23 protein-coding genes are annotated in these 25,904 nt (G+C 62.8%); 11 read left to right on the forward strand and 12 right to left on the reverse strand.

Translation table 11 applies throughout. From position 1 onward, the window contains the following. The first annotated feature begins 84 nt into the window (after positions 1-84). Positions 85-1,602, forward strand: coding sequence for a Fic family protein (locus APY03_RS16170; protein WP_068678208.1), 1,518 nt, complete (start codon positions 85-87; stop codon positions 1,600-1,602). A 132-nt stretch (positions 1,603-1,734) separates the two neighbouring features. Here the strand turns inward: APY03_RS16170 and APY03_RS16175 are convergent, their stop codons facing one another. The 3 genes from APY03_RS16175 to APY03_RS16185 all read right to left on the reverse strand — a co-directional run bounded on the left by APY03_RS16175 (position 1,735) and on the right by APY03_RS16185 (position 4,127). Next, a complete protein-coding gene (locus APY03_RS16175) occupies positions 1,735-2,091 on the reverse strand; it encodes an H-NS histone family protein (protein WP_083944398.1) in 357 nt (118 codons plus the stop codon). 66 nt (positions 2,092-2,157) lie between these two features. Then, positions 2,158-3,798 carry a relaxase/mobilization nuclease domain-containing protein gene (locus APY03_RS16180; RefSeq protein ID WP_068678209.1) on the reverse strand — a complete coding sequence of 547 codons (1,641 nt, stop codon included), beginning with the start codon at positions 3,796-3,798 and terminating at the stop codon, positions 2,158-2,160. Continuing rightward, positions 3,795-4,127, reverse strand: a complete 333-nt coding sequence (locus tag APY03_RS16185; RefSeq protein WP_197913155.1) for a hypothetical protein — start codon at positions 4,125-4,127, stop codon at positions 3,795-3,797. Before APY03_RS16185 ends, APY03_RS16180 begins: the two co-directional genes overlap by 4 nt. A gap of 577 nt (positions 4,128-4,704) precedes the next feature. On the opposite strand from APY03_RS16185, the gene APY03_RS16190 reads away from it, so the two are divergent. Both APY03_RS16190 and APY03_RS16195 read left to right on the forward strand, forming a co-directional pair. Continuing rightward, entirely contained in the window at positions 4,705-6,234 is a 1,530-nt protein-coding gene (locus tag APY03_RS16190; protein WP_197913154.1) for a type IV secretory system conjugative DNA transfer family protein, read from the forward strand. 69 nt (positions 6,235-6,303) lie between these two features. Then, positions 6,304-6,528 (forward strand): hypothetical protein, encoded by a 225-nt coding sequence (locus APY03_RS16195; RefSeq protein ID WP_068678210.1) that lies wholly within the window; start codon positions 6,304-6,306, stop codon positions 6,526-6,528. 10 nt (positions 6,529-6,538) lie between these two features. Here APY03_RS16195 and APY03_RS41530 read toward each other — a convergent pair whose 3' ends face one another. Further along, the gene (locus APY03_RS41530; protein ID WP_068678211.1) at positions 6,539-7,717 is read right to left on the reverse strand and encodes an ankyrin repeat domain-containing protein; all 1,179 of its coding nucleotides are present in this window, start codon (positions 7,715-7,717) and stop codon (positions 6,539-6,541) included. A gap of 98 nt (positions 7,718-7,815) precedes the next feature. Here APY03_RS41530 and APY03_RS16205 point away from each other — a divergent pair, with 98 nt between their 5' ends. The 3 genes from APY03_RS16205 to APY03_RS16215 are packed head-to-tail and all read left to right on the forward strand — an operon-like array spanning position 7,816 to position 9,802. Then, complete coding sequence (locus tag APY03_RS16205) at positions 7,816-8,505, forward strand: hypothetical protein (protein ID WP_083944400.1); 690 nt, start codon at positions 7,816-7,818, stop codon at positions 8,503-8,505. Beyond that, positions 8,502-9,227 (forward strand): hypothetical protein, encoded by a 726-nt coding sequence (locus APY03_RS16210; protein WP_068678212.1) that lies wholly within the window; start codon positions 8,502-8,504, stop codon positions 9,225-9,227. The genes APY03_RS16205 and APY03_RS16210 overlap by 4 nt, the downstream gene beginning before the upstream one ends. Next, positions 9,224-9,802, forward strand: coding sequence for a hypothetical protein (locus APY03_RS16215; protein ID WP_146039408.1), 579 nt, complete (start codon positions 9,224-9,226; stop codon positions 9,800-9,802). Before APY03_RS16210 ends, APY03_RS16215 begins: the two co-directional genes overlap by 4 nt. A 40-nt stretch (positions 9,803-9,842) precedes the next feature. On the opposite strand, the gene APY03_RS16220 is transcribed toward APY03_RS16215, so the two are convergent. From APY03_RS16220 to APY03_RS16230, 3 genes are read right to left on the reverse strand one after another with little or no spacing between them, the layout of a single operon-like run. After that, positions 9,843-10,022 (reverse strand): hypothetical protein, encoded by a 180-nt coding sequence (locus tag APY03_RS16220; protein WP_068678214.1) that lies wholly within the window; start codon positions 10,020-10,022, stop codon positions 9,843-9,845. Between the two features lie 33 nt (positions 10,023-10,055). Further along, a complete protein-coding gene (locus tag APY03_RS16225) occupies positions 10,056-15,551 on the reverse strand; it encodes a beta strand repeat-containing protein (protein ID WP_083944401.1) in 5,496 nt (1,831 codons plus the stop codon). Continuing rightward, on the reverse strand, positions 15,548-15,814 hold the full coding sequence (locus APY03_RS16230) for a hypothetical protein (protein WP_068678216.1): 267 nt from the start codon (positions 15,812-15,814) through the stop codon (positions 15,548-15,550). The genes APY03_RS16225 and APY03_RS16230 overlap by 4 nt, the downstream gene beginning before the upstream one ends. 356 nt (positions 15,815-16,170) lie before the next feature. Here APY03_RS16230 and APY03_RS16235 point away from each other — a divergent pair, with 356 nt between their 5' ends. Beyond that, entirely contained in the window at positions 16,171-17,031 is an 861-nt protein-coding gene (locus tag APY03_RS16235; protein WP_146039407.1) for a hypothetical protein, read from the forward strand. On the opposite strand, the gene APY03_RS16240 is transcribed toward APY03_RS16235, so the two are convergent. Continuing rightward, positions 17,032-17,751 (reverse strand): hypothetical protein, encoded by a 720-nt coding sequence (locus APY03_RS16240; protein ID WP_068678218.1) that lies wholly within the window; start codon positions 17,749-17,751, stop codon positions 17,032-17,034. It abuts the gene before it with no gap. 218 nt (positions 17,752-17,969) lie between these two features. Between APY03_RS16240 and APY03_RS16245 the strand changes: the two genes are divergently transcribed. Beyond that, positions 17,970-18,527: a recombinase family protein gene (locus APY03_RS16245; RefSeq protein ID WP_068678219.1), complete on the forward strand. Its 558-nt coding sequence runs from the start codon at positions 17,970-17,972 to the stop codon at positions 18,525-18,527. Between the two features lie 234 nt (positions 18,528-18,761). Here the strand turns inward: APY03_RS16245 and APY03_RS16250 are convergent, their stop codons facing one another. After that, positions 18,762-19,832 (reverse strand): ArdC family protein, encoded by a 1,071-nt coding sequence (locus APY03_RS16250; RefSeq protein ID WP_232081159.1) that lies wholly within the window; start codon positions 19,830-19,832, stop codon positions 18,762-18,764. Positions 19,833-20,158: 326 nt separating this feature from the next. Between APY03_RS16250 and APY03_RS41535 the strand changes: the two genes are divergently transcribed. Together APY03_RS41535 and APY03_RS16255 are read left to right on the forward strand one after the other, a co-directional pair. Further along, on the forward strand, positions 20,159-20,611 hold the full coding sequence (locus APY03_RS41535; protein WP_157103412.1) for a hypothetical protein: 453 nt from the start codon (positions 20,159-20,161) through the stop codon (positions 20,609-20,611). A gap of 315 nt (positions 20,612-20,926) precedes the next feature. Beyond that, positions 20,927-21,634: a hypothetical protein gene (locus APY03_RS16255; RefSeq protein ID WP_068678221.1), complete on the forward strand. Its 708-nt coding sequence runs from the start codon at positions 20,927-20,929 to the stop codon at positions 21,632-21,634. 135 nt (positions 21,635-21,769) lie between these two features. Here the strand turns inward: APY03_RS16255 and APY03_RS16260 are convergent, their stop codons facing one another. Both APY03_RS16260 and APY03_RS16265 read right to left on the reverse strand, forming a co-directional pair. Beyond that, on the reverse strand, positions 21,770-22,747 hold the full coding sequence (locus tag APY03_RS16260; RefSeq protein ID WP_146039405.1) for an SIR2 family protein: 978 nt from the start codon (positions 22,745-22,747) through the stop codon (positions 21,770-21,772). A 94-nt stretch (positions 22,748-22,841) separates the two neighbouring features. Next, positions 22,842-23,444 (reverse strand): PIN domain-containing protein, encoded by a 603-nt coding sequence (locus APY03_RS16265; RefSeq protein ID WP_232081158.1) that lies wholly within the window; start codon positions 23,442-23,444, stop codon positions 22,842-22,844. 91 nt (positions 23,445-23,535) lie between these two features. On the opposite strand from APY03_RS16265, the gene APY03_RS16270 reads away from it, so the two are divergent. After that, positions 23,536-24,852 carry a hypothetical protein gene (locus APY03_RS16270; protein ID WP_146039404.1) on the forward strand — a complete coding sequence of 439 codons (1,317 nt, stop codon included), beginning with the start codon at positions 23,536-23,538 and terminating at the stop codon, positions 24,850-24,852. A 38-nt stretch (positions 24,853-24,890) separates the two neighbouring features. Here APY03_RS16270 and APY03_RS16275 read toward each other — a convergent pair whose 3' ends face one another. After that, the gene (locus APY03_RS16275) at positions 24,891-25,244 is read right to left on the reverse strand and encodes a phosphoglycerate kinase (protein ID WP_068678223.1); all 354 of its coding nucleotides are present in this window, start codon (positions 25,242-25,244) and stop codon (positions 24,891-24,893) included. Positions 25,245-25,904: the final 660 nt, after the last annotated feature.

A 25,904-nucleotide genomic window follows, 5' to 3' on the forward strand; every position in this document is an offset into this window, starting at 1 on the left:
AATAACCTAAAAACGGCTTGACATCAAACCCTAGAACTCGTACAACAATAAAACCTAGATATCGCAAGGCAGAATTCCCTAATAATGGCAACGCCCGCAGACAAGCTCGCCCAGTCCCTCGCCGCCTTGAAAGCTCTTCAGGACGCGAAGGCAGTCGCCATTCGGGCGTCCGACCTTACGCGTGTCCATCGTGAGCGCTTGCTCAAGAATGGCTTTATCCGTGAAGTGATGAAGGGCTGGTACATCCCGGTCCGGCCCGACGGCCCGGCAGGGGAGAGCACGGACTGGTATGCCTCGTTCTGGCCCTTCTGTGCAGCGTACCTGACGGAGCGATTCGGAGAGGACTGGTGTCTCGGGGCAGAGCATTCCATTGCTCTGCACACCGGTAACTGGAACGTCCCCCGTCAGCTTCTCGTGCGCGCGGCACGCGGTGGCAACAAGCCGACCGGCCTACTGCACGACACGTCGATATTCGACCTGCGCCTTGAAGTTCCCGCTTCCCAAGACATCCAGGTTGTGGACGGCCTGCGCCTCATGCGCTTGCCCGCGGCACTCGTTGCCTGCGCGCCCGGACACTTCGCGGCACACGCGGTCGAGATGCGGGCAGCACTCGCCATGATTGCCGATGCCTCTGACGTTCTGGCGCGCCTGCTCGATGGCGGCCACAGCAGCATTGCGGGGCGACTTGCCGGAGCCTTCCGCAACATCGGACGGGACCAGGTCGCGGACACGATTATGGCGACCATGCGGACGGCGGGCTATACGGTCAACGAAAGCGATCCCTTCAACGATCACCCGCCCGTTGCCATCGGGCAGCGCGAGACTTCACCTGCCGTCAACCGGCTGCGCATGTCCTGGGCGGAGATGCGTGGCGCAGTGCTCGAACGCTTTCCCCCTCCGCCCGGCCTGCCTGCCGATGTCGGGGCGTATCTGCATCAGGTCGAAGATGTATACGCGACTGACGCCTACAACTCACTCTCCATCGAGGGCTACAGGGTCAGCGCCGAGCTGATCGAGCGCGTGCGCTCGGGAAACTGGAACCCGGAAAACGGAGCAGACCGCGAGCATCAGGACGCGCTCGCTGCGCGCGGCTACTGGCAAGCCTTTCAGAAGGTCAGGGACACAGTAAGCCGGGTCATTCAAGGGGCGAACGCGGGAGAGGCCGCGCAAGCCGATCATGGCACCTGGTACAGAGAGATGTTTGGCCCCAGCGTCGCGGCGGGCATCTTGAAGCCTGCCGATCTCGCGGGCTATCGCAGCGGACCCGTGTTCATTCGTCAGTCCGTGCATGTGCCGCCGCGCAGCGAAGCGGTGCGCGAGCTAATGCCCGCCTTCTTCGACCTCTTGCGTGAGGAACCGGAGGCTTCTGTGCGCGTTGTGCTCGGCCATTTCTTCTTCGTGAATATTCACCCGTACTTTGACGGCAATGGACGTATGGGGCGCTTCCTCATGAACGCGATGCTCGCCTCAGGCGGCTATCCGTGGACAGTGATTCCACTCGCGCAACGCACGCGCTACATGACGGCACTGGAGGCCGCCAGCGTTAGCCGAGACATACGGCCTTTCGCGGAGCTGCTCGCCGAGCTGGTCGCCCAGCGCTAGCGCGATTGTCGGCAGTGTCAGCATCGATCACCGCATCACTTCGCGAAGTGCGCCCTTGAGAGCGTCCCGCGGCGACAGTCGTGAGAGCAAGAGCGCAGGGAGACAAGGCCCCGCGCCTGCCCTCACGATCCGCTAAGAGGCGACCTTGAACGCCTGCCGGTCACGCCCCTTGATCCAGGCCGGTTCGGTGCCGCGCCCCGACCAGGTTGCCCCGGAGGCGGGGTCACGGTAGAGCGGCGCAACCTGTGTGCGTCCGCCCCCGCTCTTTCCTGTGCTCTTGGCCGGGCGCGCACCGATCAACTCGGCGGGCTTGAAGCCGTGTTGAAGCAACAGCTCTCTCATGGCGCGCAAGACATCGGCCCTGTGTTGGCGCTCCTGCGCGCGCTGCTCCGCTTCCAGCAGTGAAAGCTCGTGTCGCAGGTCGGCAATGCGGCGCTCAAGCGCGGGCGTGATTGCCGCTTGAGCGGGCTTGTTGGTCTGGTTCTCCATAGCAAAGACTCCTTTCGTGGGTGAGGGCGCGTAGCCCGGTTGGGGAAATGAATGAAGGCGCAAGGTTCAGTCGCGATCGCGGCCAGGCTCGGGACCGCGCTCAATAGGGGAGGTCGGTTGTTCACGATCCCTTGCGGGACGCGTCATGCGGTCAAGGGTCGGTGCTTTGTCATCGGCCTTCTCACGCGTGCGCCGCTGCTGCGTTGCCCGCGCAAAAGCGGCGAGCAGGTTCGGCGGCTCTGTCGGTGAGCGCGTCGCGGCATCCTCGAAGGCGTTCCGGGTCTCTCCAGGGCGCTGCGTCGGGGCTAGGCTCGGTGCGCGCGCCTTGGTGCGCTTGTCCCGACGGACAACCCCCTCAAGGGAAGGCATCCGGCCATCACTGTCTGCGCGCACGACCATGCGCTGGCGAGCGCGAAGATCCTGTAGCAAGGCAACGATCTCGCGCCGATCAACACGCGTGAGCGCTTTCTCGCGACGTGCTTGCTCCAAAGCCTGGGCATGGTGCTGCCGCTCCTGATTGATGCGGTCACGTATTTGTGCCACCTTCATCGCCAGAAGCTGCTGGCCGTAGGCTTTGAGTCGCTGCGCGTCCTGGCGCTTGTGCAGAAGATTGCGCAAGGCCTCGACACCTGAGATGCGGCCGAGGAAGGCGGCAAGTCCCGTCGGACGGCTTTTGGTGCGCTGCCGTGCGACCAGTCGCCTCTGTTCAAGATGACTATGTCGGAGGGCATCGCGCATGGCGCGCTGATGCCCTGCCAATGCAACGATGGCTGCGCGCTGCCGTGCCTCGATTGCATCCCGCTCGTGAAGCAGCGCCGACCTTCGGACCTGCTGTTCCTGGCGCAAGCCCGCCAATGCCGTTGCGCGCTCCTCTTCTAAGGCCTCTTTGTCGATGGACACGCGATGCTCTCCGACAAGGGCAACGGCCTCCTCGACGCTAGGCAGGCTTTCAGGCGGAAAGTCCTTGCTCAGAAAGGCGCGCAAGTCGGCGGTCTTGACCGCCTTGTCGTCGATCAGGCGGGCGAGCGCGTGCGTGCCACCATAGAGATCGACGAGCACATAAGGGCGATTTCCCGTCGCGAGTAAGTAGCCCTGTGCGCTCAACGCCTGCACGAAGGCACGGGCAGAGTCGCTTTGCTGCCAGGCTTGCGTGACGGCGCGCATGTGGTCTTCTTTGGAAAGCCCGGTCTGTCGCTTCTTCTCGCGGTCGTAGAGGGTCTCCTGCCCCCTATCTCGCGACTTCTCATAACCCGGGGGAAGCCGCAGGCCGTGATCGCGGGCGAATGCCCGCGTGACGCGCATCAGCTTCTCGTGATCGAAGGCTAGGTGCACGGCTTTGCCGTGCATGGCGTCGATACGCGACCAGACGACATGGCAGTGCTCGCGACCGTACTTCTCGTGGAAGACGATGGCGCGGGGCTGGTTGCCCAGGCCAAGGGACGCTTCCGTCCGCGCGATGTAGTCCATGTACTGCTCGCGGGTGAGTCGCCCCTGCCGAGAATCGGGGTTGATCGAAAGGCTGTAGAGGTACTTCGCACAGCGCGTCAGGTCCTCCGCCTGCACCTGCCATTCCTTGAACGCGCCGTGCAGGTCAGAGGCAATGGCGCCGCGCAGATGAGCAAGCTCTGTGACCTCGTTGTCGTAGGCATTCATCAAGTGGGTGGCGAGGTCTTGCCCGCCGCCGCGCTGGGAAGCAAAGGGGATCACGGCTCCCTCCCCGCAAGCTGCATGAGGAACGTGCGAATGAGGAGCAGCTCCTCGCGGCAGGCACGCAAAGTCTCTTCGCGCGTCGGCGTGTCGTCCGGCATGGCGGCCAGCCGGTCGGCGATGGCCGCAGCCTGTGCCAGCAGCGTTGCCGCTGTCGCGCCGTCAAGGCGAGGTTTGGGCCGTGCGCGAGGGGCTTCTCCCGCGAAGACAGCGCGCGTGATAAAGCCGTTCACGGAAAGGCCGGAATTGCGGACGCGCGCAGCGAACTCGTCCCGCATGTTGGCGGGCGGGCGAAAAGAGATCGGTGGTGCGCGCTTCTTCCGAGCCATGCCTGCACCGTAGGCGGTCGGCCCGCCTCCCTTCCTCGCGCGTTCCCCGCGCGGCATGACCCGCAATGCGCAATGCGTCCCCTGCGCTTAAGGGTCGATGGGTTTCCAAAGGGAGAGCCGACATCTCCTCTTTGGTCGTCGCCGGGGACGAAACCCCGGTCTGGGTCCAGGGGCACGAAGGCCGCCTGGTCAAGGTTGCAAGGGGCTACGAAGTGCCCTTTGCTCGATGGTGTCCACGAGGAGCGCGAAAGCTCCTCTGGTCGCGATGCAACGGCGATGACGTTGCCAACCCGGAAGCCTTACAGCGAAGGGTTGCCCCGAGGGGGTCCACGGGGGACGGGACGGTCCCCCTGGCAAGGTGGGCGTGGTACTACCACGCACACCTTGTGCTCCCTTCGGTCGCATGGGCTCCTTATCCCAGTCTACGGCGCGACTGGTAAAGGAAGCATTGACGCGGGACTCGAAAAGCCCCGCGAAGTTTTTCGGATGTAGCACGCTTTAACGTGCGAGGAAAGCGCGAGGAGGAACAGAGGCGCTTCCTACCAACATGAAGCGGCCATTAAGAAGGAGCCCGATCATGGATATGGAAGCTTTTGCCAAGGACTTCATGAAGGACGTGGCGCGTGGTGACGCGATGCGCTTTCTTTCGCAGCAACGCCCGCCTCAGGCACGGTGGATGAAGCTCACCGACATTGCCAGGAGCACGGCGCTCGCCTACGACCCGCTCAACCCTGGTGCCAAAGTGCTGATCGGTGCGCTAGGCATGAAGCTTCTCGGCCTTGAAGACGACCGCCATATGATGACCGTGGCGGGCTCGCGGTCGGGCAAGTCGGTCGGCCTTATCAGCAACCTGATGTTCTACCGGGGCAGCGTGCTCGCCACCGATCCCAAGGGTGAGCTGGCGATACTTACTGCGGACCGCCGCGCCAGGATGGGTCAGCGCATCCATGTGCTTGACCCGTTCGGTGTCGCCGGAAAATCGGTCGCAGCCTGGCGGGCTTCGTACAACCCGATGGATATGCTGGCGCTGGATAGCCCCACGATTCTTGAAGATGCGGCGCTCATCGCCGAGGCTATGGTCGTCCGCGCTGCGAACGACAAGGACCCCCACTTTGACGACTGCGCGCAAGGCTTCATCGCGGGCGTGATCGTGCATGTGGCGACCGCGCCCGACTATGAAGGTAGACGCAATCTGGTCACCGTGCGCAAGCTCTTGCAGCGCGCGCTTTGGATTCAAGAGGACGGCGACGCAGCCCAAGGCACGAAGCCGGTGCTTTACTACGAGATGGTCGGCAACGCCGACCGGCTCGAAGCCGACCCCGAAACGGAAGACCTCGGGGAGTTCGTGACGGGGTCGGCGGAAGGTTTCTACAGCAAGGCCGACAAGGAACTGGCGAGCGTGCAATCGACGGTCGATCGGCACACGCAGTTCCTCGATTACACGGCCTTGAAGAAGGTGCTGCAAAGCAGCGATTTCAAGCTCTCGGACCTGAAGGCAAAGCCTGAAGGGGTGAGCGTCTATCTGTGCTTCCCGGCGACGCGCGCCGACCTATCCAAGCGTTGGATGCGCATCTTTGTGAATCAACTGCTCGACGCGATGGAGCGGGAGCACACGCGGCCTACTGCGCCCGTGCTTGTGTGCCTCGACGAATTCCCCGTGCTGGGCTATATGAAGCAGCTCGAAACGGCGGCGGGCCTGATCGCGTCTTTCGGGGTCAAGCTGTGGGTGGTTCTGCAGGACTGGAACCAGGGCAAGGCCCTTTACGGTGAGCGTTGGGAAACGTTCGCCGGAAACGCGGGCGTCATGCAGTGCTTCGGCAACAACGACCTCACCACAACCGAATACATCTCCAAGCGGCTGGGGCGGACGCAGGTGGAAGTGGCGCGCGTCGGCGAAGTCGCGCAAGACCAGACCGCCAAAGGCTTGTCGGGGCGTTCAGAGTCGGTCGAGCTGTACGACCTGCTCACGCCCGATGAAGTGTCGCGGCAGTTCTCACGCGACGACCGGCTCAAGCGGCAGCTCGTCATGTGGGCCGGACATCACCCGCTGATGATCCAGCGCGTCGTGTACTACGACCGCCAGGGGCCGCTTGCGCCCTTTCTTTGACTGCCGTTTACGCGACCTTAAGCAGAGTCGGGCGATCCTGAACGAAGAACAGACAAGGAGGTGGTTTTCATGACGGAACCAGGATCGACCCTGCCGCCCAAGGGCATGCTGGCGGCAGCGGCGGGAAAAGCCTTCCCGCTGGAGGTCTGCAAGAGCGCAGCAGGCTTTTATATCGGCACGCACAATGAAGAAGGCGCGCCATTTACACGCGAGAGCTGCGAATACTGGCGCAAGCGCGATCAGGCGGAACAGGCCCTTACCAAGGGGCTGTGGACGCAGAAGCCGAACTTCTGACCAGTGCAGCTCAGGCGCGCTGCACATAGGCAGGCACACCCTGTGCGTGTGCCTGCTGCGCCTGTTTCTTCATGAGAAGGCGAGCTACACCGTAATCCCGCGCCCACTGGATCGCAAGTTCAAACGCATAGCGCCCCTTGTTGTCGCGGAGAAGGTGGTCGCACTGACCCGTTCCGATCAGGAGGCGAATGCACGGGCGTTCACCCCTGGCTGCAGCGTGATGCAGTGCCGTCATGCCGCGATCGTCTTGTGCGTTAACGGCAGCGCCCGCGGCGAGTGCCGCACGAAGTGAATTTGCATCACCTACCTTCGCATACTCGATCAATGGCAAAGCGTTGACGATGGGCACGCGCTGCGGCGGGCCCTTCCAGTTGTCCCTGTGCGGAGGCCCCCATTGGGGTCCGCGGGCGAGCATGGGAAACTTCTCATGGAAGAAAGCGTGAACGCTGTGCGGCCAGGACAACTCGTGTTCGGGGTTGGGGTCGAGGGCATACACGCCGGTCGCCTCTGTCCCCTCGCCGACCCGTGCAAGCGTGAGCTTGGGTGGCCCTGTGTAGTCGTCAGCAAGCTGGATGTAGGTGATCTCGACCTCCTCCGTCGAGCCAACGAGGAAGATGTGCAGGAGATTGAGCGGTGTGCACACGAAGCCGTAACCTCGGCGAGTCCTGCCTTTCACAGAACGAGCGGCGTTGCCGGGTGGCGCTGTCTCCTCGGTAACGCGCACGAACCAGTCCGTCGGCGCGCGTGAGAAGCGCAGCGTGATCTCCCTTGCCGTCTGGCTGTCCTGGGGCCGCGCAATGTAGGGCCCACTGAGCAATTCCAGGCTTTTCAGCGATTCGGATGCGCGCGCGGCCAGAAAGCTGCTGGCGCTCAGTATGTGACGAAGGTCGTCGTCCTCGCCCGTGAACTCGTCCTCGCGCAGAAGTCGCTGGGCCACGAGAAAGCGGCGCACGTCTTCCAGCTTGTCGGGTTGAAGCGTGCTGCCACCCTCGGCGAACCGGCGCAAAGCCTCCTCCTTGAAGGTCGGCGGCTCTCCGGATTCCAGATAGCTATGGGCTGTTGCAGGCGACAGCAACAAGTGGTCAAGGACTGTCTTCCATGGCGGCGATCGTCCATTGACTGTCTTCAGCGCACGGTATGTGTTCAGCCCGCGCGCGAGCTCGTCGATCTGCCAGGGCGTGAAGTTCATGGTGCCGCCATTTTCCCATCCGCGAGGAACGCGCGAGGAGGTCGCGGCCTGACGCGGCCTAGCCTTCTCTCAACGCCGTTGAGACAAGGAGGCCTTTCATGTCGGACACCCACATCAAGCCGCTTTCGGCCTGGCCGCAGACGGCGGAGTTCAAGACGCCGGATGGTCTGTCCGCTTTCCGTGTCAGCCCCGACGTGCTGACCCCGGAGCGCGCCCGCGCCGCCGACACCTGCGCCGACATCTTGCGGCTTGCGCTGTTCGTGGGCTGTGGCTATGGCTTCCTGACCTTCTATAGCGCCGCCAGTGCGCTGATACACGCGGGTGCTTGGCTAGGGGTTGTCTTGGCGGGTAACGCGCTGGTGCGCCGCAACGTCGCCCGGCTGTTCCGCGCCACGACCGAGATCGAAATGACGACGGAGAAGGTCGGCGTCCGGCGCGGCAAGTGCTGGGTCTGGTTTCCGCGCCGTATCGAGCATCGCTTCGCGCACAAGGTGCACGACCGCGCGCGCTGGGAGGAGCGCGAGAACGACGTGGAGCGGCAGGCGGCAAGCATGGACCGCCAGGTCGCGCGCATGTCGTACTACTACGCCGACTCGTTCCACGTCGCGCTCGAACTGGCGGGCCATCGTTATGACCTGCTCACCGTCTACGGCCCGCAGGAAGCTGCTGCCGTGCTAGCGCGCCTGCAATATCTCGACCGCTTGCTGGACGCGGCGATCAAGATCGGCAGCGGCGTGCCCGAGCAGCCTGGAGATGAGTGGCATGACGCGCCGGGAGACGTGGCATGAGTGCCGCCGCGTTTCCTGGGGTGCCGGAGTGGCTGCGCATCGCGGTCACGCTGGCGATGCTCGCGGTCATCCTGATCGTCGGCCTTGCGGCTCTGAGAGCGGTGGCGATCCTGCTTCTCGCGGGAGCACAAGTGGCAGGGGAGGGCGCGCAGCGCCTGACCATATGGCTCTCCGATATGTTGATCCAGCTCGCGCTGGGCGCGGTCTCGATGACGGTCGCGGCACTGCCGACCGCGGCCCGCGCCTTCTGGTGGATGGCCCGCGATGCGTGGGCGCGCACAGGTGCGCGCGCTCTGGCCCCATTCGCGGTCAAGCTCGAAGAGCTGCGGCAACGGGCCGCGCTGCGCCGCGTGTGGGCGAACGAGTACCGCGACCAGTACCCCACCTTCGCGGCATTTCTTGATGCCTTCGCGCGCGGCGGCAAGCCGCGCGCGGACGAGCGGCAAGAACCGCGCTTCGACGATGCGCCGCCACAGCCTGGCCCTCGTCCGTCATCGCCACCTCCTCCAGCGCCGCCGCCTGACCCGAAGCGGCAGGCCTTCATCGCGGCCTGCCGCCTGCTCGGCGTGCCAGAGTCGGGAGAGTTCACGCCGCAGTTGCTCAACGCACGTTACCGCGTACTCATCAGCGCAGCCCATCCCGACAGGGGTGGCGACGTGCAGCGAGCGGCGACCCTCAATGCCGCACGCGATGTCATCAAGCACATGAAAGGATGGACATGAAGATAACGATCTGGCAGCCGAAGGCTCCGGCGACCGTGAGCGACATGAAGGACGACTTCGCGCAGAGGCTGGGCGCGTTCCGTGCGGCCACGGGCCGCACGGAACGGTTCGTTACGCGCTGTGCCTGCGCAGTGCACGACAGAGGCTTCGCTGTCGTGTATGAGCGCACTGATCCCACGCAGCCATTTGTCATTTCAGGCATCTACCGGGATGGCGAAGGAGACGGCACGGTGCAGGCAAGCGAGCAAACAAAAAGGCGCGAGCTCCCTGCCCGCGAGATCGACACCACAGGTTGGCGCTGTCCACACTGCGCCACCGGAGGCATCACCATCTCATGCGGGCGCTGCGGAGACACGATCTGCGGTGGACGAACGAAGACCTATCACGGCATGGCCCCTGTCTTCTCCTGCCGGGCGTCATGTGGCGCACGCGGTGCGCTTGAGGACGCGGACAAGGTTACGGGGGCCGAAGTTGCCTCGCGGGCGGCAAGATTCAGGGATCAGCAGGGTGCCCGGTCGTCGGCTGGCGCGGCGCCGTGCTTAAAGCCGCCAGTGGACGCGCTGCGCCTGAAGTGAACATCAGCGCGACCCGGAAAGGGCCGCGATTCGCCTCCGGTCACGAGTCGCGGGTCTGCAGGCGACGCACAATGTTGTGCAGCCGATCAGCCAGTGCCTTGAAGCGGTTCGCGTGGCCGTTACATGCACACGGGTTCGCAATGACATCCGCAGCCTCGCGGATCGCAGCAAGGTCGTCGTTGTGGAGTAGCTCCCCCGGTGTTTCCGTCTTCCGTTCCATCCCTACCCCTCCTCGCAGCACTGCCGCTGAACTCTATTGGTTGCCCGCGACGGCGCTTACCTGATACCAGCTTGCACCGTCCGAGCAGACGCGAATGGCGTCGTATTGACCCACCACCTGATCCGCCGCGCCAATGGTGCGGAAGTTGGTATTGGCGTCCAGGGTGATGTTGTTGGCGCTGGTATTGATCACGTCCATACAGCAACCGGCATTGGCGGCAGCCGGTGCCGTGAACGTGTTGGTCGTGCTGGTGGTGCGCGCCGCCGTCGCGCTGATGCGCTTGACCGTGCCGCAGGCATTCGCCGTCACGGTCGCGCCTGCACCGATGACTTCCGCTGCAGGTGGGAGCGCACGCACCTGCCCTGCTGTAGTGCCGACCGTGATGGAGTCAGTCGCAAGATCGCCGTAGATGGTATTGCCGACGTTCAGAGCGTTGCTGGTGGTGGCGGCAGGCGCGGTGACGCTATTGCCAATCAAGATATTGCCGCTGCCGGTCGTCGTGGTGGAGCCAGCGCTATAGCCAATCAGCACATTGTCATTCGACTGCAAATTAAGACCGGCACTCCATCCCATCACAGTATTGTTACTAATGGATCCCGAGCCGGTCATGACCGCCCCGGCCCCAATCACTGTGTTGCTATCCGAACTGCTGACGCCGCCACCCATCGCATCTTGACCAATAACCACAGTCCCTTCGGAGCTTGTAAGACTTCCGCCCGCAGCACCGCCGATGGCGACGTTGTTGTTGCCGCTGGTTATCGCCCACAACGCAATGTTGCCCATTGCCGTGTTGTGACCGCCTTCGACCTGCATCAGGGCGTAGCTGCCTATTGCGGTATTAGAGGAACCATCTGTGTTTGCGCCAAGCGCCTGCAGGCCCACGGCGGTATTGCCTTCCCCTATTGTGTTTGCCCCCATCGCATTCACGCCCAGGGCCGTACCGCCCTCCGCTGTGTTCGCCGTGCCCGCTCCAGTGCCGAGGAACATGCTGCTGGAAGAATACTGGGTGATCGCGTCGGACAAGTCATCAATCGCGCCGCCAGCGCCGCCGATCATGTCGGTCCAGGCTCCTGCCTGATAGCCCTCAAACTTGTTTGTGGTCGCGTTGTAGCGAAGCATGCCGTTGGCGGGCGTTCCCGGACGCTGCGCTGTCGTTCCCGATGAAATCTTCACGGCAAGCGATCCGGCAAGTTCAAGATCGGAGAAAGCACTAACAGCGCCAGCGCCGCCGATGCGGACACGGTCATTCGTGAGATCGCCGTAGATCGCGTCGCCGATGTTGAGCTGGGCGCTGCCCGTCGCAGAGGGAACCTGCGTGCCCGCGCCAAGAACGATATTCCAGCTGCCCGTCGTGATGTTGCTGCCCGCGCCCGCGCCGACAGCAACGTTGTCGCTACCGCTCTCGGCCGCGGTCAAGGCCTGATACCCCAATGCCGTGTTGCTGATACCCGTGTTAGCGCTGGGCGATGTCGAACCCATCAGGGCCTGATAGCCGACCGCCGTGTTGTAGGTATCGAAGCTGGAGCCAGAGTCGTTGGCGTAGCGCATCGCCTCATAGCCGAAGGCGGTGCTGCGACTGCCAGCAACGTTCGTCGACAGCGTGCTGACCCCGAACGCCATGTTTTCCGACCCGATGGTGTTGTCGTAGAGCACATAATCACCGAAGGCCACGTTCAGGCCGCCGGCGGTGTTGCTGTAGAGAACGTGCTCGCCAAAGGCATAGTTGTCGGAGCCAGTCGTGTTGTTGAAGAGGGTTCTCGTGCCAAAACCTTGGTTGAAGCTGCCGGTGGTGTTGTTCATCAGGACCTGATAGCCGACTGCCGTGTTCCTGAATCCTATGTTGGCTGAGGGCATGGGGGAGCCCCTCAGTGCCTGATAGCCGACGGCGGTATTGAGCGTATCGAAGGCGGTGCCAGAGCTGTTGGCGTAGCGCATCGCTTCGTACCCGACCGCCACAGATTGGCTGCCCGCAACATTGCTGTTCAGCGTGTACAGGCCAAGGGTCGTGTTGCGCGCGCCGATGGTAGTGTTATAGGCGCTGTTCACGCCGATCAGAACGTTGTCGGACGCGGTGGTTAGCTCGTATGCTGCCGACTGACCGAAAACTGTGTTGGCACTGCCACTGGTCACGTTTGCCAGCGCCGAGGTTCCGACCGCCGTGTTGCCGCTGCCGCTGGTGATGTCTTCCATCACGCTGTCACCGATGGCGACGTTGCTTATCCCGGTGTTGTCCGCGACCGTGGTCGATCCGCGCAGGGCCTGATGGCCCAGGGCGGTATTAGCGCTGTTTCCGGCGGGACGCATCCGCTCCGCCGCCTCCGCTCCGATTGCGGTGTTGTTCGACCCGCCAGTGATATTGGTCAAGGCCGCGTAGCCGAGCGCTGTGTTCCTGATCCCGGTGTTGTTCGCGGGCGCGGCACTGCCCATCAGCGCATGGTAGCCGACGGCGGTGTTGTAGGTGGTGAAGGCCGTGCTGGAACTGTTGGCGTAGCGCATGGCCTCGTAGCCAATGGCCACAGACTGATTTCCTGACCAGTTCTCGCGCAAGGCGTGTTCACCGATGGCGATGTTTTGCGCGCCGTCGCGCGTCTCGAACAAAACGTTGGTGCCAATGCCAATATTGCCGTCACCAGTCTTGTTGTTGATGTAACCAGACTGCCAGCCGATGTAGATGTTGTTGGCGCCCGATGTGATCCCCGCGCCTGCGGAAAGGCCAACCCCGACGTTTCCTTGCCCGGTCGTCACGCCGGTCAGCGCCTCGAACCCCATGGCGGTGTTGTATCCGCCTGTGGTTGCCGAATCGAGCGCTGCCGCGCCCACAGCCGTGTTCTGCACAGCTGTGGTCAGCGCCGTGGCCTCATGCCCGAGGAACATGTTGCCCGAGCTGTACATGGTGCGCGCATCGGACAGGTCATCAATCGATCCGCCGCCGCCGAGCACCGTCCAGTTCCCCGCCGTCGCGCAGACCTCGAACGTGTCGGAAGAGGAGAGGTAACGCAGAGAACCTTCACGCGCGGCATCGCAGGACTCTGCGCCGCTCGCGATCTTCAAGGTGCCATCGATTTCGAGCGCCGTGTCGGCGGCCAGATTTGTCGCGGGCACCTTCGGGTCGATCACCATCTTGCCGCCCAGGAGGCTCATCTGGTTGTTGGCGGAAACGACGAGGCCATCCTGATCGCCCATGAAGATACCCATGGACTGGATGCCGGTGACCTGCGACGGGGTTGTAATCACCACAGCATCATCAATCAAGCCCAGCGCCATCGAACCGTCACCAGAGCCGCTGCCCGCAGTGCCGTTCCCGGCGGTCACACGACGGCCCATCGCCGTGCTGACGGCTCCGCTGGCGGTCGTGCCGTAGCCCATCGCCGTGCTGTAGTCGTAGCTGGCGGTCGTGCCGTAACCCATCGTCGTGCTGTAGTCGCCACTGGCAGTGGTGCTACTTCCCATCGCCGTGCTGGCGACGCCACCGGCGGTCGTGAAGTCCCCCATCGCCGTGCTGACGGCACCACTGGCGGTCGTGTTGGCCCCCATCGCCGTGCTGATGTCGCCATTGGCGATCACGTCGGTCCCCATCGCCGTGCTCCAGGTCCCGCTGGCGGTCGTATAGGCCCCCATCGCCGTGCTGTTGCCGCCGCTGGCGGTCGTGCTTTCCCCTATCGCTACGCTGTAATTGCCGATGTTGGCGTTATCCCACTGCGTGCCATTGACTGCGCCTGCCCGGAATGCTGCCTTCTGCACGTCGAAGAACGTGCGCGTGCCCGCGCCCGATGCCGGTACGCTGGCCGTGCCGGTGTAGGTACCTGACACCATCAGGTCGCCGGTCGAACTGAACGTCAGCCCCGCATCCGCCGCGAAGCCGCCACCGCTGTTGAACTGGATGCCGCGATCGGGCGATGCGACGGATGCGCCGCCGCCGAGCGCCGTCCAGCTTCCTGCCGTCGCGCAGGCCTCGAACGCGTCGGAGGATGAAAGGTAACGCAGAGAACCTTCACGCGCGGCATCGCAGGTTTCTGCGCCGCTCGCGATCTTCAAAGTACCGTCCACTTCCAACGCCGTGTCAGCGGCCAGATTTGTCGCGGGCACCTTTGGATCGATGACCATCTTGCCGCCCAACAGGCTCATCTGGTTGTTGGCGGAGACGACGAGGCCGTCCTGATCGCCCATGAAGATGCCCATGGACTGGATGCCGGTGACCTGCGAGCGCGTGGTGATGGTCACGGCATTGTCAATCAAACCCAGGGCTATTGAGCCATCACCAAAACCGCTGCCTGCCGTTCCATTTCCGGCCACAACAGAACGGCCCAGCGCCGTGCTGTAGTTGCCGCTGGCGGTGCCCCACCCCAGCGCCGTGCTGTAAAAGCCGCTGGCGGTGCTGCTCCCCATCGCCGTGCTGTAGTCGCTGCTGGCGATAGCGCCGTACCCCATCGCCGTGCTGTAGGCGCCGCTGGCGATAGTGCCGTACCCCATCGCCACGCTGTAATTGCCGATGCTGGCGTTATCCCACTGCGTGCCATTGACTGTGCCTGCCCGGAATGCTGCCTTCTGCACGTCGAAGAACATGCGCGTGCCCGCGCCCGATGCCGGTGCGCTGGCCGTGCCGGTGTAGGTACCTGACACCATCAGGCCGCCGGTCGAACTGAACGTCAGCCCCGCATCCGCCGCGAAGCTGCCGCCGCTGTTGAACTGAATACCGCGATCGGGTGATGCGGCTGAACCGCCGCCAATCATGTCCACCCACGCGCCTGCCTGATAGCCCTCGAACTTGCCGGTCTGCGAGTTGTAGCGAAGCATGCCATTGACGGGTGATGACGGGCGCTGTGCGGCGGTGCCGCGCGCCAGCAGTACGGCACCTGTACCGCCAACATCCAGGTCGGCCTGCGGTGTGACGGTACTGGTGCCAATTCCGATATTGCCGTTGGTCGCGCTGATAATCATGCGCACCGTACCCGGGGCAATTCCTGTATCGCCGGTAATGAACGCAATATCCTGAGTATTGGAAACAATAGCCAGCGGATCATTGACTGCGAAGTTTGTGCCTCCGTAGCTGAAGTTATAATGTCCCAGGGTTCCTCTGAAGGCTCCGAACTCATCGTAGAACTGCATACCGCTGACGCCTGTGGAATTGGAATTCATAAGCGATATGAGCGGGTCATAGCTGTTATCACCGACGATCGTCAGGTGATGTGACGGTGTTGACACGCCTATACCTAGCATGCCCGTCGAACTGAACGTCAGCCCGGCATCCGCCGCGAGGCTACCGCCGCTGTTGAACTGGATGCCACGATTGGGAGAGGCTGCTGAAGCACTAGCCCCGGCGCCGACCGTTTGCCAGAGCGTGCCGTTACAGAATTCGATGACGGTGCTCACAGAGTTGTAGCGAATGCCGCCAGCGGCGGCAGCGTCGCAGGCCGTGGCCGATGTGCCGACACGAATCGCGCCGCCAATCGAGAAATCGCCGTCCATCTGCGCGCGGACGGAGGAGGGCATTAGCATGAGCACGGCGACGAGCGGCAGAAGCTTTCTCATCGTGGAGGCTCCGTCGCAGAGCGAGGCTCATAGACGACTGTATCGGTGATGGCGCCCGAGTAGGCGATATCGCCGTTGACGTGAAGCCCTGCGGCATCGATGCGCGCTTTCTCCTGGCCGTCCACGATGAAGACAATCACGCCGTCGTCGGACGTGATGATGAGTGTTTCGGGCGACTGCGCTTGCGCTGTGGGGAAAAGTTGCGCCACAGCGAGGCCGATCAGTGCGCCCGTTGCAAGCGTGATTGCTGTTGTTCTGTTCATGCGGCACAACCTCCCCGTGCTCGACGTGGAACCACACAGGGAGTGCCCTGGTGGCCGGAGGTTCGAAACCGCGATGTAGATACGGCGCGGCACTCTTTGGCCGCAAGGCTTGGACATACAGTGCCGCCCCCCGGCCATGGCCGAGAAGCGACATCATTGCGGTTGATGTCGACCGCTACATCTGCGGGGATTCGACGCCCCGAATCAGCCGAAGCCGATCAACTCCAAGGTATCAGAGATGGCTTAACAATCAATCAACAAACAGGGAGCGCTGCATTAACCGGTTATTAACCAAGTTCCCATAAGCTGTTCCTACTGGTTCATTGATAGATGGCAGCCGGTGACTGGCGAGCCTTATGGGAAACAAGTTGGCGCAGGGACAGGACGAGCACAGGGCAAAGGATGCGTTGGACGGGTCAAACGCATCGACCGCGGAACGGAGAGTTCCGCAGTCCGCAGGCGGCTCTGCATCGCAGGAGCGCGAGGCTGACCCCGCTGCCGGGTCGCGACGACTGGAACAAGAATTCCTGAACGATCCCACCCGCATCGCCATGGGCACCCGGCAGCTCAACGCAGCAGCGTTCGCGGGGAACCGCCCCGACCCTAGAACCCTGAGCCTGCAAGCTGACGAGAAGCGGCGCAAAGCCGATGAGGCATACAGCCGCGAGATGCAGCGGCTCGCAGAATGGAACGCGAAAGTCGTGACCATCGGCGGCGTGCAGATGACCAACGCACAGGCTCAGGAGGCCCGCCGCAAGTTCATCGAAAACGAAGATGAGTACGCCGAGCGTGCGGTGCAGCGCGGACTGATACGCGACGGCGAGCAAGACGAACTCAAGCGCACCATGCGCCGGAAATGCGAGCTGGAAGACCGCACCGGGCGCGGCGTTGCCACTGCTGCTGAGAGCCGCGAGCTGGCCGATCTCAACAAGTCTCCCATGGGGCGTGCGGTCGACACGGCCACGGCAAACATACATACAGGAGCAGGCATCGCAGCCGATGCCAAAGCAACCTTTACACGGGAGTCATCGGTTGCCCGCAGTGAAGCGCTCCCCACCGCGCGCGACATATTCCAGAGCACACCGGTGGCGCAAAAGGCTTTCGCGCAGGCTGCCAGCCCGACAGCGGTGGATTCGGAACCAGAGGCGGCACCTGGTGCGGTCCCTGCTCCGGTCGCACCTTCTCGCCAAGTCAGGGCCACCGGCCTTGATATCTAATCACTGCTGCGGCAACAGGGTCAGCCCGTACTCGGTGTACCTGGGGAGCACCAGTACCTCCCCGATCATGGATGCCCCGTCGGGCAGCGAGCTGTAAACCATGCCCCCGGCAGTGCCTACCCATTTCTCGCCTCCAGTGATCTCAGCCCTCACGTCGCCGAGAACAGTCAGTAGCGTCCCGGTGCGCCCGTACGTGCCATCCGGGGCCTTTGCCACGATGAAGCCTTGCATCATGGGCCGGATAGCGAGCTTCCCCCGCTCTTCCAGCAGGACGTTCAGCGGCCCACAGGCCTTCTTTGTGCCCTCTTTGATGATCTTGATCTTGCCTGTCTTCTCCAGTTCGGCACAGCGCTTCTCGGCCTCGGCGTCCGAACTCCTGAGCTTCGCTGTTGGAGGGATTCCCTCCTTGCGCGCGTCATGCCAGCGCAGGTCGGTCAAGCGCTCCTCCACGCAAAAACGTGTGGCCCGTTCATCGCTCATCATGTCGGAGGCCAGGACGTAACCAACCGAGCCGTCCCGGTTGGTGGCGAAGATGACGGCATGCGGCTTCTTTCCCGAAGTTACCCGATCCGCCATAGCGGCGGATCGTTGGCCCTCGGCCTTGAGTTTGGCGGTCATCGCCTCGGGCGTACCGCAGTCGCCTTGGTCGAGGGCGAACGCTGCCGGGGCAGCGAGGACGAGCCCGAGGAGGGCGGTGACAAGTATCGATAGCGGCTGCATAAAAGACCCCGTGCTCCACGCCGGAGGCGTGACGTTTCAGAATGGAACGCTTCTGAAACGAGGGTGACTGAGGTGCAGATTCGTGCACTGTGCTTGCTTCACTCTTGACTCTGGTAGCCACTTCCGTACGATTCCAAAAAGGTTCCCTTTCGGAACGCTCAACCAGCAGACCGCGGTGCACCCGGCGCACGAACGCGGCGGGAGGCGCAAGCCACAACATGAAGATCGGCTATGCGCGCGTGTCCACCGAAGACCAGAGCCTTGACGCCCAGCGCGCGCAGTTGCGGCTGGTTGGCTGCGCGCGTGTGTTCAGCGAGAAGCTGACAGGCCGGACCAGAAACCGCCCGGCGCTGATCCGGGCATTGGCATCGCTCAAGGCAGGCGACACCTTGGTGGTGTGGAAGCTCGATCGGCTCGGACGGTCGGTTAAGAACCTCGTCGATACCCTGCAGGAGCTGGAGGCGCGCGGCGTGCGCTTCTGCTCGATCTCGGACGGCATCGACACGGGGACGCCATCAGGGCGGTTGATGTTTCATCTTCTGGGGGCGATTGCCGAGTTTGAGGCCAGCCTGATCGCCGAACGCACGCGGCTGGGGATGGAGGATGCACGCCGCAAAGGGCAGCACCTCGGAAGGCCGCGACGGCTGCGACCCCATCAAGTGCGGCAGGCGAGGCGTCTGCGATACGAAGAGAACCTCTCCCCTGGCGACATCGCGCGCAAGCTGAACGTGGGACGCACAACGGTCTGGCGCGCGATCAGGAATCACGAGGCCTGATGCACGGACCGAGGCCAACAGGTAGCGAGACAGGAAATCGCCGCTGCCTTCTCGGCACGCTGCCCGCGGGGCGGGTAGCTGTAGTCCGGGCGGGGTGCGGGGGTCGCGCAAGCGAGGGCCGCAATGTGCAAGCGGCCTGGCGGCTCCGGGGAACACTGCATAGTGGGAGCCGCCAAGGCCGAGAGGCATGGAAATGCCTCCGGCTCTGTCGATAGCACGACGAGGTGCCGCAGCTCAAGCGGCACAGACGCTTGTATTCAGGCGGCGAGCGCTTCCTCCTGCCTCGGTGCGCTGCAGGTTGTGCAGGAAGTCGAGGGCGCGCTGCGCATGCGCGGCGGCGGAGAAGATGGCGCGCTTGTCGTCCTTGAGGACTTCGAGCCAATGCGCAAGGTACGCGGCATGATCCTCGCGGACCTCGGGCGTGATGCCGAGATCAGCGCAGAGAAACGCAGCTCCCAGTTCGGCGACCAGTTCCTCGAAAGCATAGGCCTTGTCCCCGAAGCGCTTGCCGAATTCACGGGCCATGCGCTTTTCATTGCCGGTCCAGTGCACCAGCTCGTGCGCCTTGGTGCCAGCGTAGCTTTCGGCGTCGCGGAAGGCAGCCGCGGGCGGTAGCTGGATGAAGTCGGCAGAGGGCGCATAGAAAGCGCGGTTGCCACCATGACGGAATGCAGCCCCGGTAGCATTGAAGAATGCTTCGGCTTCTTCGATCAGCTCGATGGTGCGGCCATGATCGCGCGGCGCGGTCGGGTGGTAGTAGTGCGCGGGCAGTCCTTCAATCTGCGCCACGTTGAACACGGTATAGCCCTTCATGAAGGGAATGGCGCGCTCGATCTCCTCGCCCTTGTCGTTCTCCTCGGTCTTGGCATACGTGTCGGCGTAGACGACGAGGGAACCATGCTCGCCTTTGCGCACGTTTGCGCCCAAGGCTTCAGCCTGCTTGTAGGTCATCCATAGCGGGTTGTCGTAGCCCTTCTCGACCATCTCGCCCCACAGCAGCAGGACATTGACACCGCGGTAAGGCGTGCCGTTGTGACGCAGGGGCAGTGATGGCAGCCGGTCGCTTGCGTGATCAGCGCTCCACGGCTTCATCCACGGGCGGACACCCTTTTCGAGGTCGGAAACGATGCGGTCGGTGACGCGGGCATAAACATCGGTCTTGGTGCAAGAGGTCTTGGTGGTCTTCACGGTCTTCACTCCTTCTAGGGCTTGGGGTTGATGCGGTCTGTTGCGCATCACCCCTGCCCGTTGGCGAAACCGGGGACGTAAACGGAGTGGCAGACGGGCCGGAGGGGGATCACCCACCCTGCCAAGGGCGGCGAAGCCGTGCTGCAGCTTTGCGAAGCATGGGGATACCGGCCTGGCTGGGCGAAGCCTTCACCACGGAGAGCGCGAGGGGCTGGCCCCTTAGCAATTTGAAGAAGCAACAACTTCCGGGCCGCGCCCGGCGCATCAAATGCTTAAGCGTGTGGCCGAAGGCCTGACGCTGCTGATTCCGGACTTCGCGAGAGGGATCGTTACCGGATGGCCGGGACTACAGGCCCGGTGCGCGAGAAGCGCATAGAGCCCGGTTGCCTTGGTGTGCAACACGAAGGCAGCTCGCCCTTCACTTTTTTCTGGAAATTAATTCGATGGCCGTGCTATGCGTAGAGCAGAACAACAAGAAAGAGGGTTTTGAAATGACAGTAAAGGGTCACGTCACGTCGTTTGGTGCTGGTGCTAGTGCTGGTGCTGGTGCTGCTGTTGCTGGTGCTGCTCTTGCTGGTGCTGCTCTTGCTACTACTGCTGTTACTGCTGTTAGTGTTGGTGTTGGTTTTGCTAGTGTTGGTGCTGTAATTGCTGGTGCTGAATTTAAGCCCCGGTCGGCGGTCGTGGGCGGTCTGACCTCCTGCGCAGCGATTGCTTTCGCGGCTTATCACGTTGGCGCGCCGCCCGCCGAATTACCCGCCGAACCTCTTGCCGCTGCTCCGGCAAACACGCTGACGGTCGAAGGCAAATGCGCGGATGCGCAGACCCGCGTGGTTGGGAAAGGCGGCAATGTGTTTCATCTCATCCTGCCGCCAGGCTGTGCGCTCAAGCCGTAGACGGCAAGAGATTGGGAGAAGCCTTCACCACGGAGAGCGCCAGGGGCAGGCCCCTTAGCCCTCGTCATTCAATGAAAAGAAAACAGGGCGCGAAAGCGAACTGCTCATTAAATCGGACTGGTATCCGCGAAAGGGATCGTTACCCGTATGGGCCGGGACGCCCTATGCCTTTCCAGGTGGCCCGGTCGCGATCAGCGATAGAGCCCGGTCGCCCTGGTGTGCAACACGGGGGTGGCGCGCCCCTTTTTTTCTGGCAAATGGTTTGCGGGCTGTGCTATTCGATCGGGAGAACAACAAGAACAGGAGAGGACGGAAATGACACAGAAATACCAAGTGGAGATCACCTGCCCACAGGATCGTCGGGAGCACAAGGTGGTTCTGACGGGCAAAAGCCTCGATGTCTTTGTTGAGGCCGCGAAGAACCCCCATATCACCGGCAAGCAAGGCGGAGCGCTGGTTGCGGCGCTGCTGATGATTTCAAACGGAAAGATCATCAGCGCAGAGCACTACAGGGGCGACGAGCGCAAGGACGGCCCCAACGGTGAGCCCGCCTTCCAGAAATTCAGCGACAGCGGCATGCTGATCAGGGCCGAGCGCTGCAAGGGCGGCAAACTCAATGACGGCCCCCGGGGCGAGCCCGCCGTCCAGCAATTCAATGGCAGCGGCATGCTAATCAGGGCCGAGCGCTGCAAGGGCGGTAAACTCAATGACGGCCCCCGCGGCGAGCCCGCCGTCCAGCAATTCAATGACAGCGGCGTGCTGATCGAGACAGAGCGCTGCAAGGACAGCAAGCGCACCGACGGCCCCAATGGCGAGCCCGCCTTCCAGCAATTCAATGACAGCGGCGTGCTGATCAGGGCGGTGCACTGGAAGGACGGCAAACTGATCAAGGAACTGCGCGCCGAAGAAATCGAGGCATATCTGGCGGCGCAACTGATCTTGGCGGCGCAAGAACGCGCGGCCAAGATCAGTGCGATTCGCTCCTCTTTCGGCGGCCAGATCAGACCGATCGGCCCCTGCTGAAACCACAGCGCCAGACTGTTCCCCGCCGCCTTCGCGCGATGGATCGTTACCGGATGGCCGGGACTACATGCCCGGTGCGCGCAAGAGCGCATAGAGCCCGGTCCGCTGGTTGCAGCCCCGGCGGGCGCGCCTTGTTCAGTCGTTCAGCTTTTCGAGGTGGTCGGTGATGAACGTGTCGTAGGCGGTCTCATAGCCATTCACGCAGTCCCTCGGCATGACCTCGACCGACAGAGCTCTCAGTAATGAGCGTCGCGCCAGCACTTGCTCTTCCACCTCTCTTGTGTACCAGTCGTGATAGAAGGTTCTGCCGACGTGGAAACCCTGCGCCTTCTTGCGGGCCTTGTATGTCACGGCCCACCAAAGGTCGATCTCCGTGTAGTCGAGGCCCAGGCCGACGATATGAATGTCGTCCCGCAGGAACACGTCGAGCCACGAGTACACCGTGCCTGGGATGGTGTCGAAATCCATGTTCCCCATCTTGAAGGGAGAGCCGTTCTTAGTCTCGCGATCGGCGGTCGCATAGTTGCGGAGCTTCTGAAGGTAACCGCTGTACTGGTCATAGCCAAGCGTGATGGTGTTGGGCGCTTCGACTTCACCGTGGATGTGCCAGACGAACTTGGCTCCGACCGCGCGACGCCTGAAGACGCTGTACTTGCTTTCGCGTATGAGGTGGCTGCGCGGATAGCTCAGTCTTGTCGCCTTCTCAAAGCCGTAGTCGTAGTTCGTCGTGATGACATGCCTGACGGGAGAATCCATCACCCGGCGATGGAGCCCGTTGAACTGCAACCCGTCAACCAGCTCCGCGATCCTCTGCTTCATGGCCGGTTCGTCTACGCGCTTGTCATTCGACATGCGCGTCAGCAGGATTTCTTCGTAGACAAGCGCGAAGGGCTTGTGCTTCATGTGTTCCAGCGCTTGGCCGGAAAGCGTACCGGGCACGAGCGCATTGAGGACGTGCTCCCAGGACGCGTCGTGATTCGTGACGCGATTGATGCCGTTGCCGATCAACAAAGATGTCGCCATCGCCCTCCCCAACCCTGAAGTCGGTTCGGGAGTGGCATTGCTGGCGGACCTCCCTTGTCTTTCAATCTCATCATCCTCGCGCTCCTGCACGCTGTTTTGATTTGGTTCTCGGCCCAGTCTGGCCGACGCGTCCCGGGCCGTCAATCGGCCTCGGCAGCGCAAGAGGGCAGCGACCCGGCAAATCTCAGCCTGGAAGGCTGTAGGAGACGTTGGTCTCGGTAATAGCGACAAGCCCCTGCGCTTGCAGTTCGCCGATCAGGGAAAGCAGTTCCTCTTCAGGAACCTGCTTCTGGAACAATGCGCCGATCGTGTTCATCAGCGTCTTCACCTTGCGCGGACGCGCAGCGCCACGCGCTTTCAGATGCTCGACGATGATCGCCAGCTTCTCGGCTGGAGATTTCGCATTCGAGACCTTGAGTAGCGGGATTTCCTTCACGTCTCGCCAACGTGCGGCGAGGATCTTTCGCGTCTTCAGGTGCTGGATCAGCGGATCGAAGCCGGTGTCCTTCGAGATGATGTGGAAGTACGGGCTGCCTTCTTGCAGCGCGAGCTGCCCGATGTAGAAGGCGATGTGGAAATCGAGCGCGTTCGGGCCACTTCCCGAAATCTTTACGTAGGTAGCGCGCTCACCCATGCGCTGTAGCGCCGCGGCGGTCTCGAACGCGACTTTGGCCTGCGTGGCCCCGACGAAGACGATCAGCCGGAAATGATCCTCATGGAGGACAGATAGAGCATCCGGCTGCACGCTCTCATAATCGATGAGGACGTAGTTGATGCGCAGGCCCATTTGTGGTTCAAGTTTGATGGCGAGAAGCCATCATAGCCATGGCCGGTATGCCGACCAGCATGGCGCTGGCGGTCAGAGCCGCAGCCACAAGATGCAGGCTGACGCGCTGCCACGTTCGCCCTATATCGCGTCTTCGAATCAACGCAGAAGGATTGAAAAGCGCATGTTTGGCAGTATCGACAAGAGCAGGGGGCTTCTGTTCGTCACCCACGATCTCGATCATTCTCTGCAATCGACGATGCAGAAGATGCGGCAGGAGGTTGAGTCCCTCGACGAGAACCGGTTGCTCAATACGGTCCCCGATGACCTCAAGCGGTACCTGGTCGAGAAGTACAGCGTTACGCCGATCACACTGTTGCGAGAGCAGTGGTATGCCGACCACGAGGACGTGCCGGTCGATGTCCGCCACGATTCCATGCGATGGATCGAGGACAGAAGCCGTCCGGCGATGGTGCCGGGTGAACGCTATGACGTACGAATCCCGTTCGAGGGCGAGGCGGAGCTGTTCTACGCGAAGGCCAACACCTTTTCGATGAACCCGCCGCGGGCGATCATCGAGAAGAACGAAGTGTTGCTGCAGTTCGCGTCGCCTGCGGACCAGCCTCTCGACGTGCGGGCACTCGTGGATCGCTCCCTTTCCGACATCGAGCAGCACCTCGGATGGCAGCGCCCGATGATCGAAGCGCACAACAACGCACTCTCGAACGCGGCGGAGCAAGCGATCCAGCAGCGGCGGAGTCGCTTGCTGGCGCAGTCGCAGCGGGCGGCATCGCTCGGCATCCCGATCAGGCGGCGCGAGGATGCGCCGAAGACCTACGCGATCCCAACCGCACGCAAAAAGGCGGCACCGGCACTTCCGCCCGCGAGCGCCGCACCGTTCACGCCTGAGCCCGCCTGGGCGATGGAGCAGTACGAGCAGGCGCTGAAGATCATGCAGGACATGACCCTGGTCATGGAGCGGAGCCCTGACGCGTTCAAGACGATGAACGAGGAAGCGCTGCGGCAGCACTTTCTCGTCCAGCTCAACGGTCAGTTCGAGGGCAAGGCCACGGGCGAGACGTTCAACATGGCAGGAAAGACCGACATCCTGCTGCGCGAGGGCGAGCGCAACGTCTTCATCGCCGAGTGCAAGTTCTGGAAAGGGCCGAAGGCGTTCGGCGAAGCAATCGACCAGCTCTTGAGCTACGCCACCTGGCGGGACGGCAAGACAGCGATCCTGGTGTTCAACCGCGGCACCGAGACCTCGACGGTGCTGACGGGCGTCGATGCGACCGCCAAGGCGCACGGCAACTTCAAGCGGGCCGTGAACTGGCCGCACGAGAGCGGCTTCCGCTACGTGCTGCACGCGAACGGCGATGCCAACCGTGAGCTGATCCTGACCGTGTTGGTTTTCCACGTGCCGCACTGAAAGCTGCGCCCCGCCGCGCAGGCGGCGGGGCGCGGCCTCTACCACCACGAGTCGTAGAAGACGAAGCATCCGTCCGCGATGGCGGCACGTGCGTCAGCGATGAAGGCTCGGTCGATCGCGATCTCTTCCAGGCGGCTCTCGCCGAAGAAGAAACCGGTCGTGTGCGGCAATCCGTTCTCGTTGATTGCTCTCTCCAGTTCGTTGAGGTCTTCCGAGGTCAGGCTCACGGGTGTGCAGTTGAATCGTTCGTGTGTCCCGCCCTTGTCGTGGTACAGCGCTTCCATCCAGCCATGCAGGTTTGGATGCTTGCGCCAATACGCGATCTCCGTCGCATCCGGCGGCGTCGCGAAGTCCACGGCAGCCACGGGTGTCCTGGTTTTGAAGGCATACATGTCTTAGTCCCATCTTGTTCTCCTTTGTTGGGGTTTCATCGACGCGGAGGAACAAGGACTGGTGCGCATGGGCAACGTCGCCCGCATGCGGGTCTACGGCCCACACGGGAGCGGCAAGCGAAGGGAGCGGGCAAGACCGTTGACGTTGTCGCGCGCGCCAGTCGAACTTCGCGGCACTGCATGAAACCGCCCACGAACGGGAGAACCGATGGGTGCGAAGGTGCCTGCACCTGACGCCCACCGGCGAGGCCGGAGATAGCAATGGACCAGATGCCGGAGGGGATCACCGTGGCCCGCAAGTGCTGGTTTTCTAGAGCCGCCGCTGCCGACGCAAGTCTTCCTTGCGAGGGTCGTCACCCGCATGAGCCGGGACCATCACGTCCGGTCGTGGTCAGCGATAGAGCCCGATCGGCATGGTGCCGACGCGCCGATACCTTGAGCATACTTTCGGGAACATGTTGACAACGTGTTGGATACTTTATAGGATCGCGTTACCCCATTTGCCAAGGAGCCCGCCATGACCCCACAAGAGGACACGATCGTCGTCTTCACCGCCCGCAGCCCCGACCGCATCGTGCGCGAAGGCGGTTCGCAGTCGTGGGTGCTCAACGCCGTGCGGGCCAAGAACTGCCAGTGGCTGGTGTGCACGCAGAACCGCCA

This window comes from Variovorax sp. WDL1, from assembly GCF_001541225.1.
Taxonomy (GTDB): domain Bacteria; phylum Pseudomonadota; class Gammaproteobacteria; order Burkholderiales; family Burkholderiaceae_C; genus Variovorax.

Bases quoted from the DNA above. Each gene is read 5' to 3' on its own strand.
- APY03_RS16170 (WP_068678208.1), top strand. From the start codon at position 85: ATGGCAACGCCCGCAGACAAGCTCGCCCAGTCCCTCGCCGCCTTGAAA.
- APY03_RS16175 (WP_083944398.1), bottom strand. From the start codon at position 2,091: ATGGAGAACCAGACCAACAAGCCCGCTCAAGCGGCAATCACGCCCGCG.
- APY03_RS16185 (WP_197913155.1), bottom strand. From the start codon at position 4,127: ATGGCTCGGAAGAAGCGCGCACCACCGATCTCTTTTCGCCCGCCCGCC.
- APY03_RS16190 (WP_197913154.1), top strand. From the start codon at position 4,705: ATGGATATGGAAGCTTTTGCCAAGGACTTCATGAAGGACGTGGCGCGT.
- APY03_RS16195 (WP_068678210.1), top strand. From the start codon at position 6,304: ATGACGGAACCAGGATCGACCCTGCCGCCCAAGGGCATGCTGGCGGCA.
- APY03_RS41530 (WP_068678211.1), bottom strand. From the start codon at position 7,717: ATGAACTTCACGCCCTGGCAGATCGACGAGCTCGCGCGCGGGCTGAAC.
- APY03_RS16205 (WP_083944400.1), top strand. From the start codon at position 7,816: ATGTCGGACACCCACATCAAGCCGCTTTCGGCCTGGCCGCAGACGGCG.
- APY03_RS16210 (WP_068678212.1), top strand. From the start codon at position 8,502: ATGAGTGCCGCCGCGTTTCCTGGGGTGCCGGAGTGGCTGCGCATCGCG.
- APY03_RS16215 (WP_146039408.1), top strand. From the start codon at position 9,224: ATGAAGATAACGATCTGGCAGCCGAAGGCTCCGGCGACCGTGAGCGAC.
- APY03_RS16220 (WP_068678214.1), bottom strand. From the start codon at position 10,022: ATGGAACGGAAGACGGAAACACCGGGGGAGCTACTCCACAACGACGAC.
- APY03_RS16225 (WP_083944401.1), bottom strand. From the start codon at position 15,551: ATGAGAAAGCTTCTGCCGCTCGTCGCCGTGCTCATGCTAATGCCCTCC.
- APY03_RS16230 (WP_068678216.1), bottom strand. From the start codon at position 15,814: ATGAACAGAACAACAGCAATCACGCTTGCAACGGGCGCACTGATCGGC.
- APY03_RS16235 (WP_146039407.1), top strand. From the start codon at position 16,171: ATGGGAAACAAGTTGGCGCAGGGACAGGACGAGCACAGGGCAAAGGAT.
- APY03_RS16240 (WP_068678218.1), bottom strand. From the start codon at position 17,751: ATGCAGCCGCTATCGATACTTGTCACCGCCCTCCTCGGGCTCGTCCTC.
- APY03_RS16245 (WP_068678219.1), top strand. From the start codon at position 17,970: ATGAAGATCGGCTATGCGCGCGTGTCCACCGAAGACCAGAGCCTTGAC.
- APY03_RS41535 (WP_157103412.1), top strand. From the start codon at position 20,159: ATGGCCGTGCTATGCGTAGAGCAGAACAACAAGAAAGAGGGTTTTGAA.
- APY03_RS16255 (WP_068678221.1), top strand. From the start codon at position 20,927: ATGACACAGAAATACCAAGTGGAGATCACCTGCCCACAGGATCGTCGG.
- APY03_RS16265 (WP_232081158.1), bottom strand. From the start codon at position 23,444: ATGGGCCTGCGCATCAACTACGTCCTCATCGATTATGAGAGCGTGCAG.
- APY03_RS16270 (WP_146039404.1), top strand. From the start codon at position 23,536: ATGCAGGCTGACGCGCTGCCACGTTCGCCCTATATCGCGTCTTCGAAT.
- APY03_RS16275 (WP_068678223.1), bottom strand. From the start codon at position 25,244: ATGTATGCCTTCAAAACCAGGACACCCGTGGCTGCCGTGGACTTCGCG.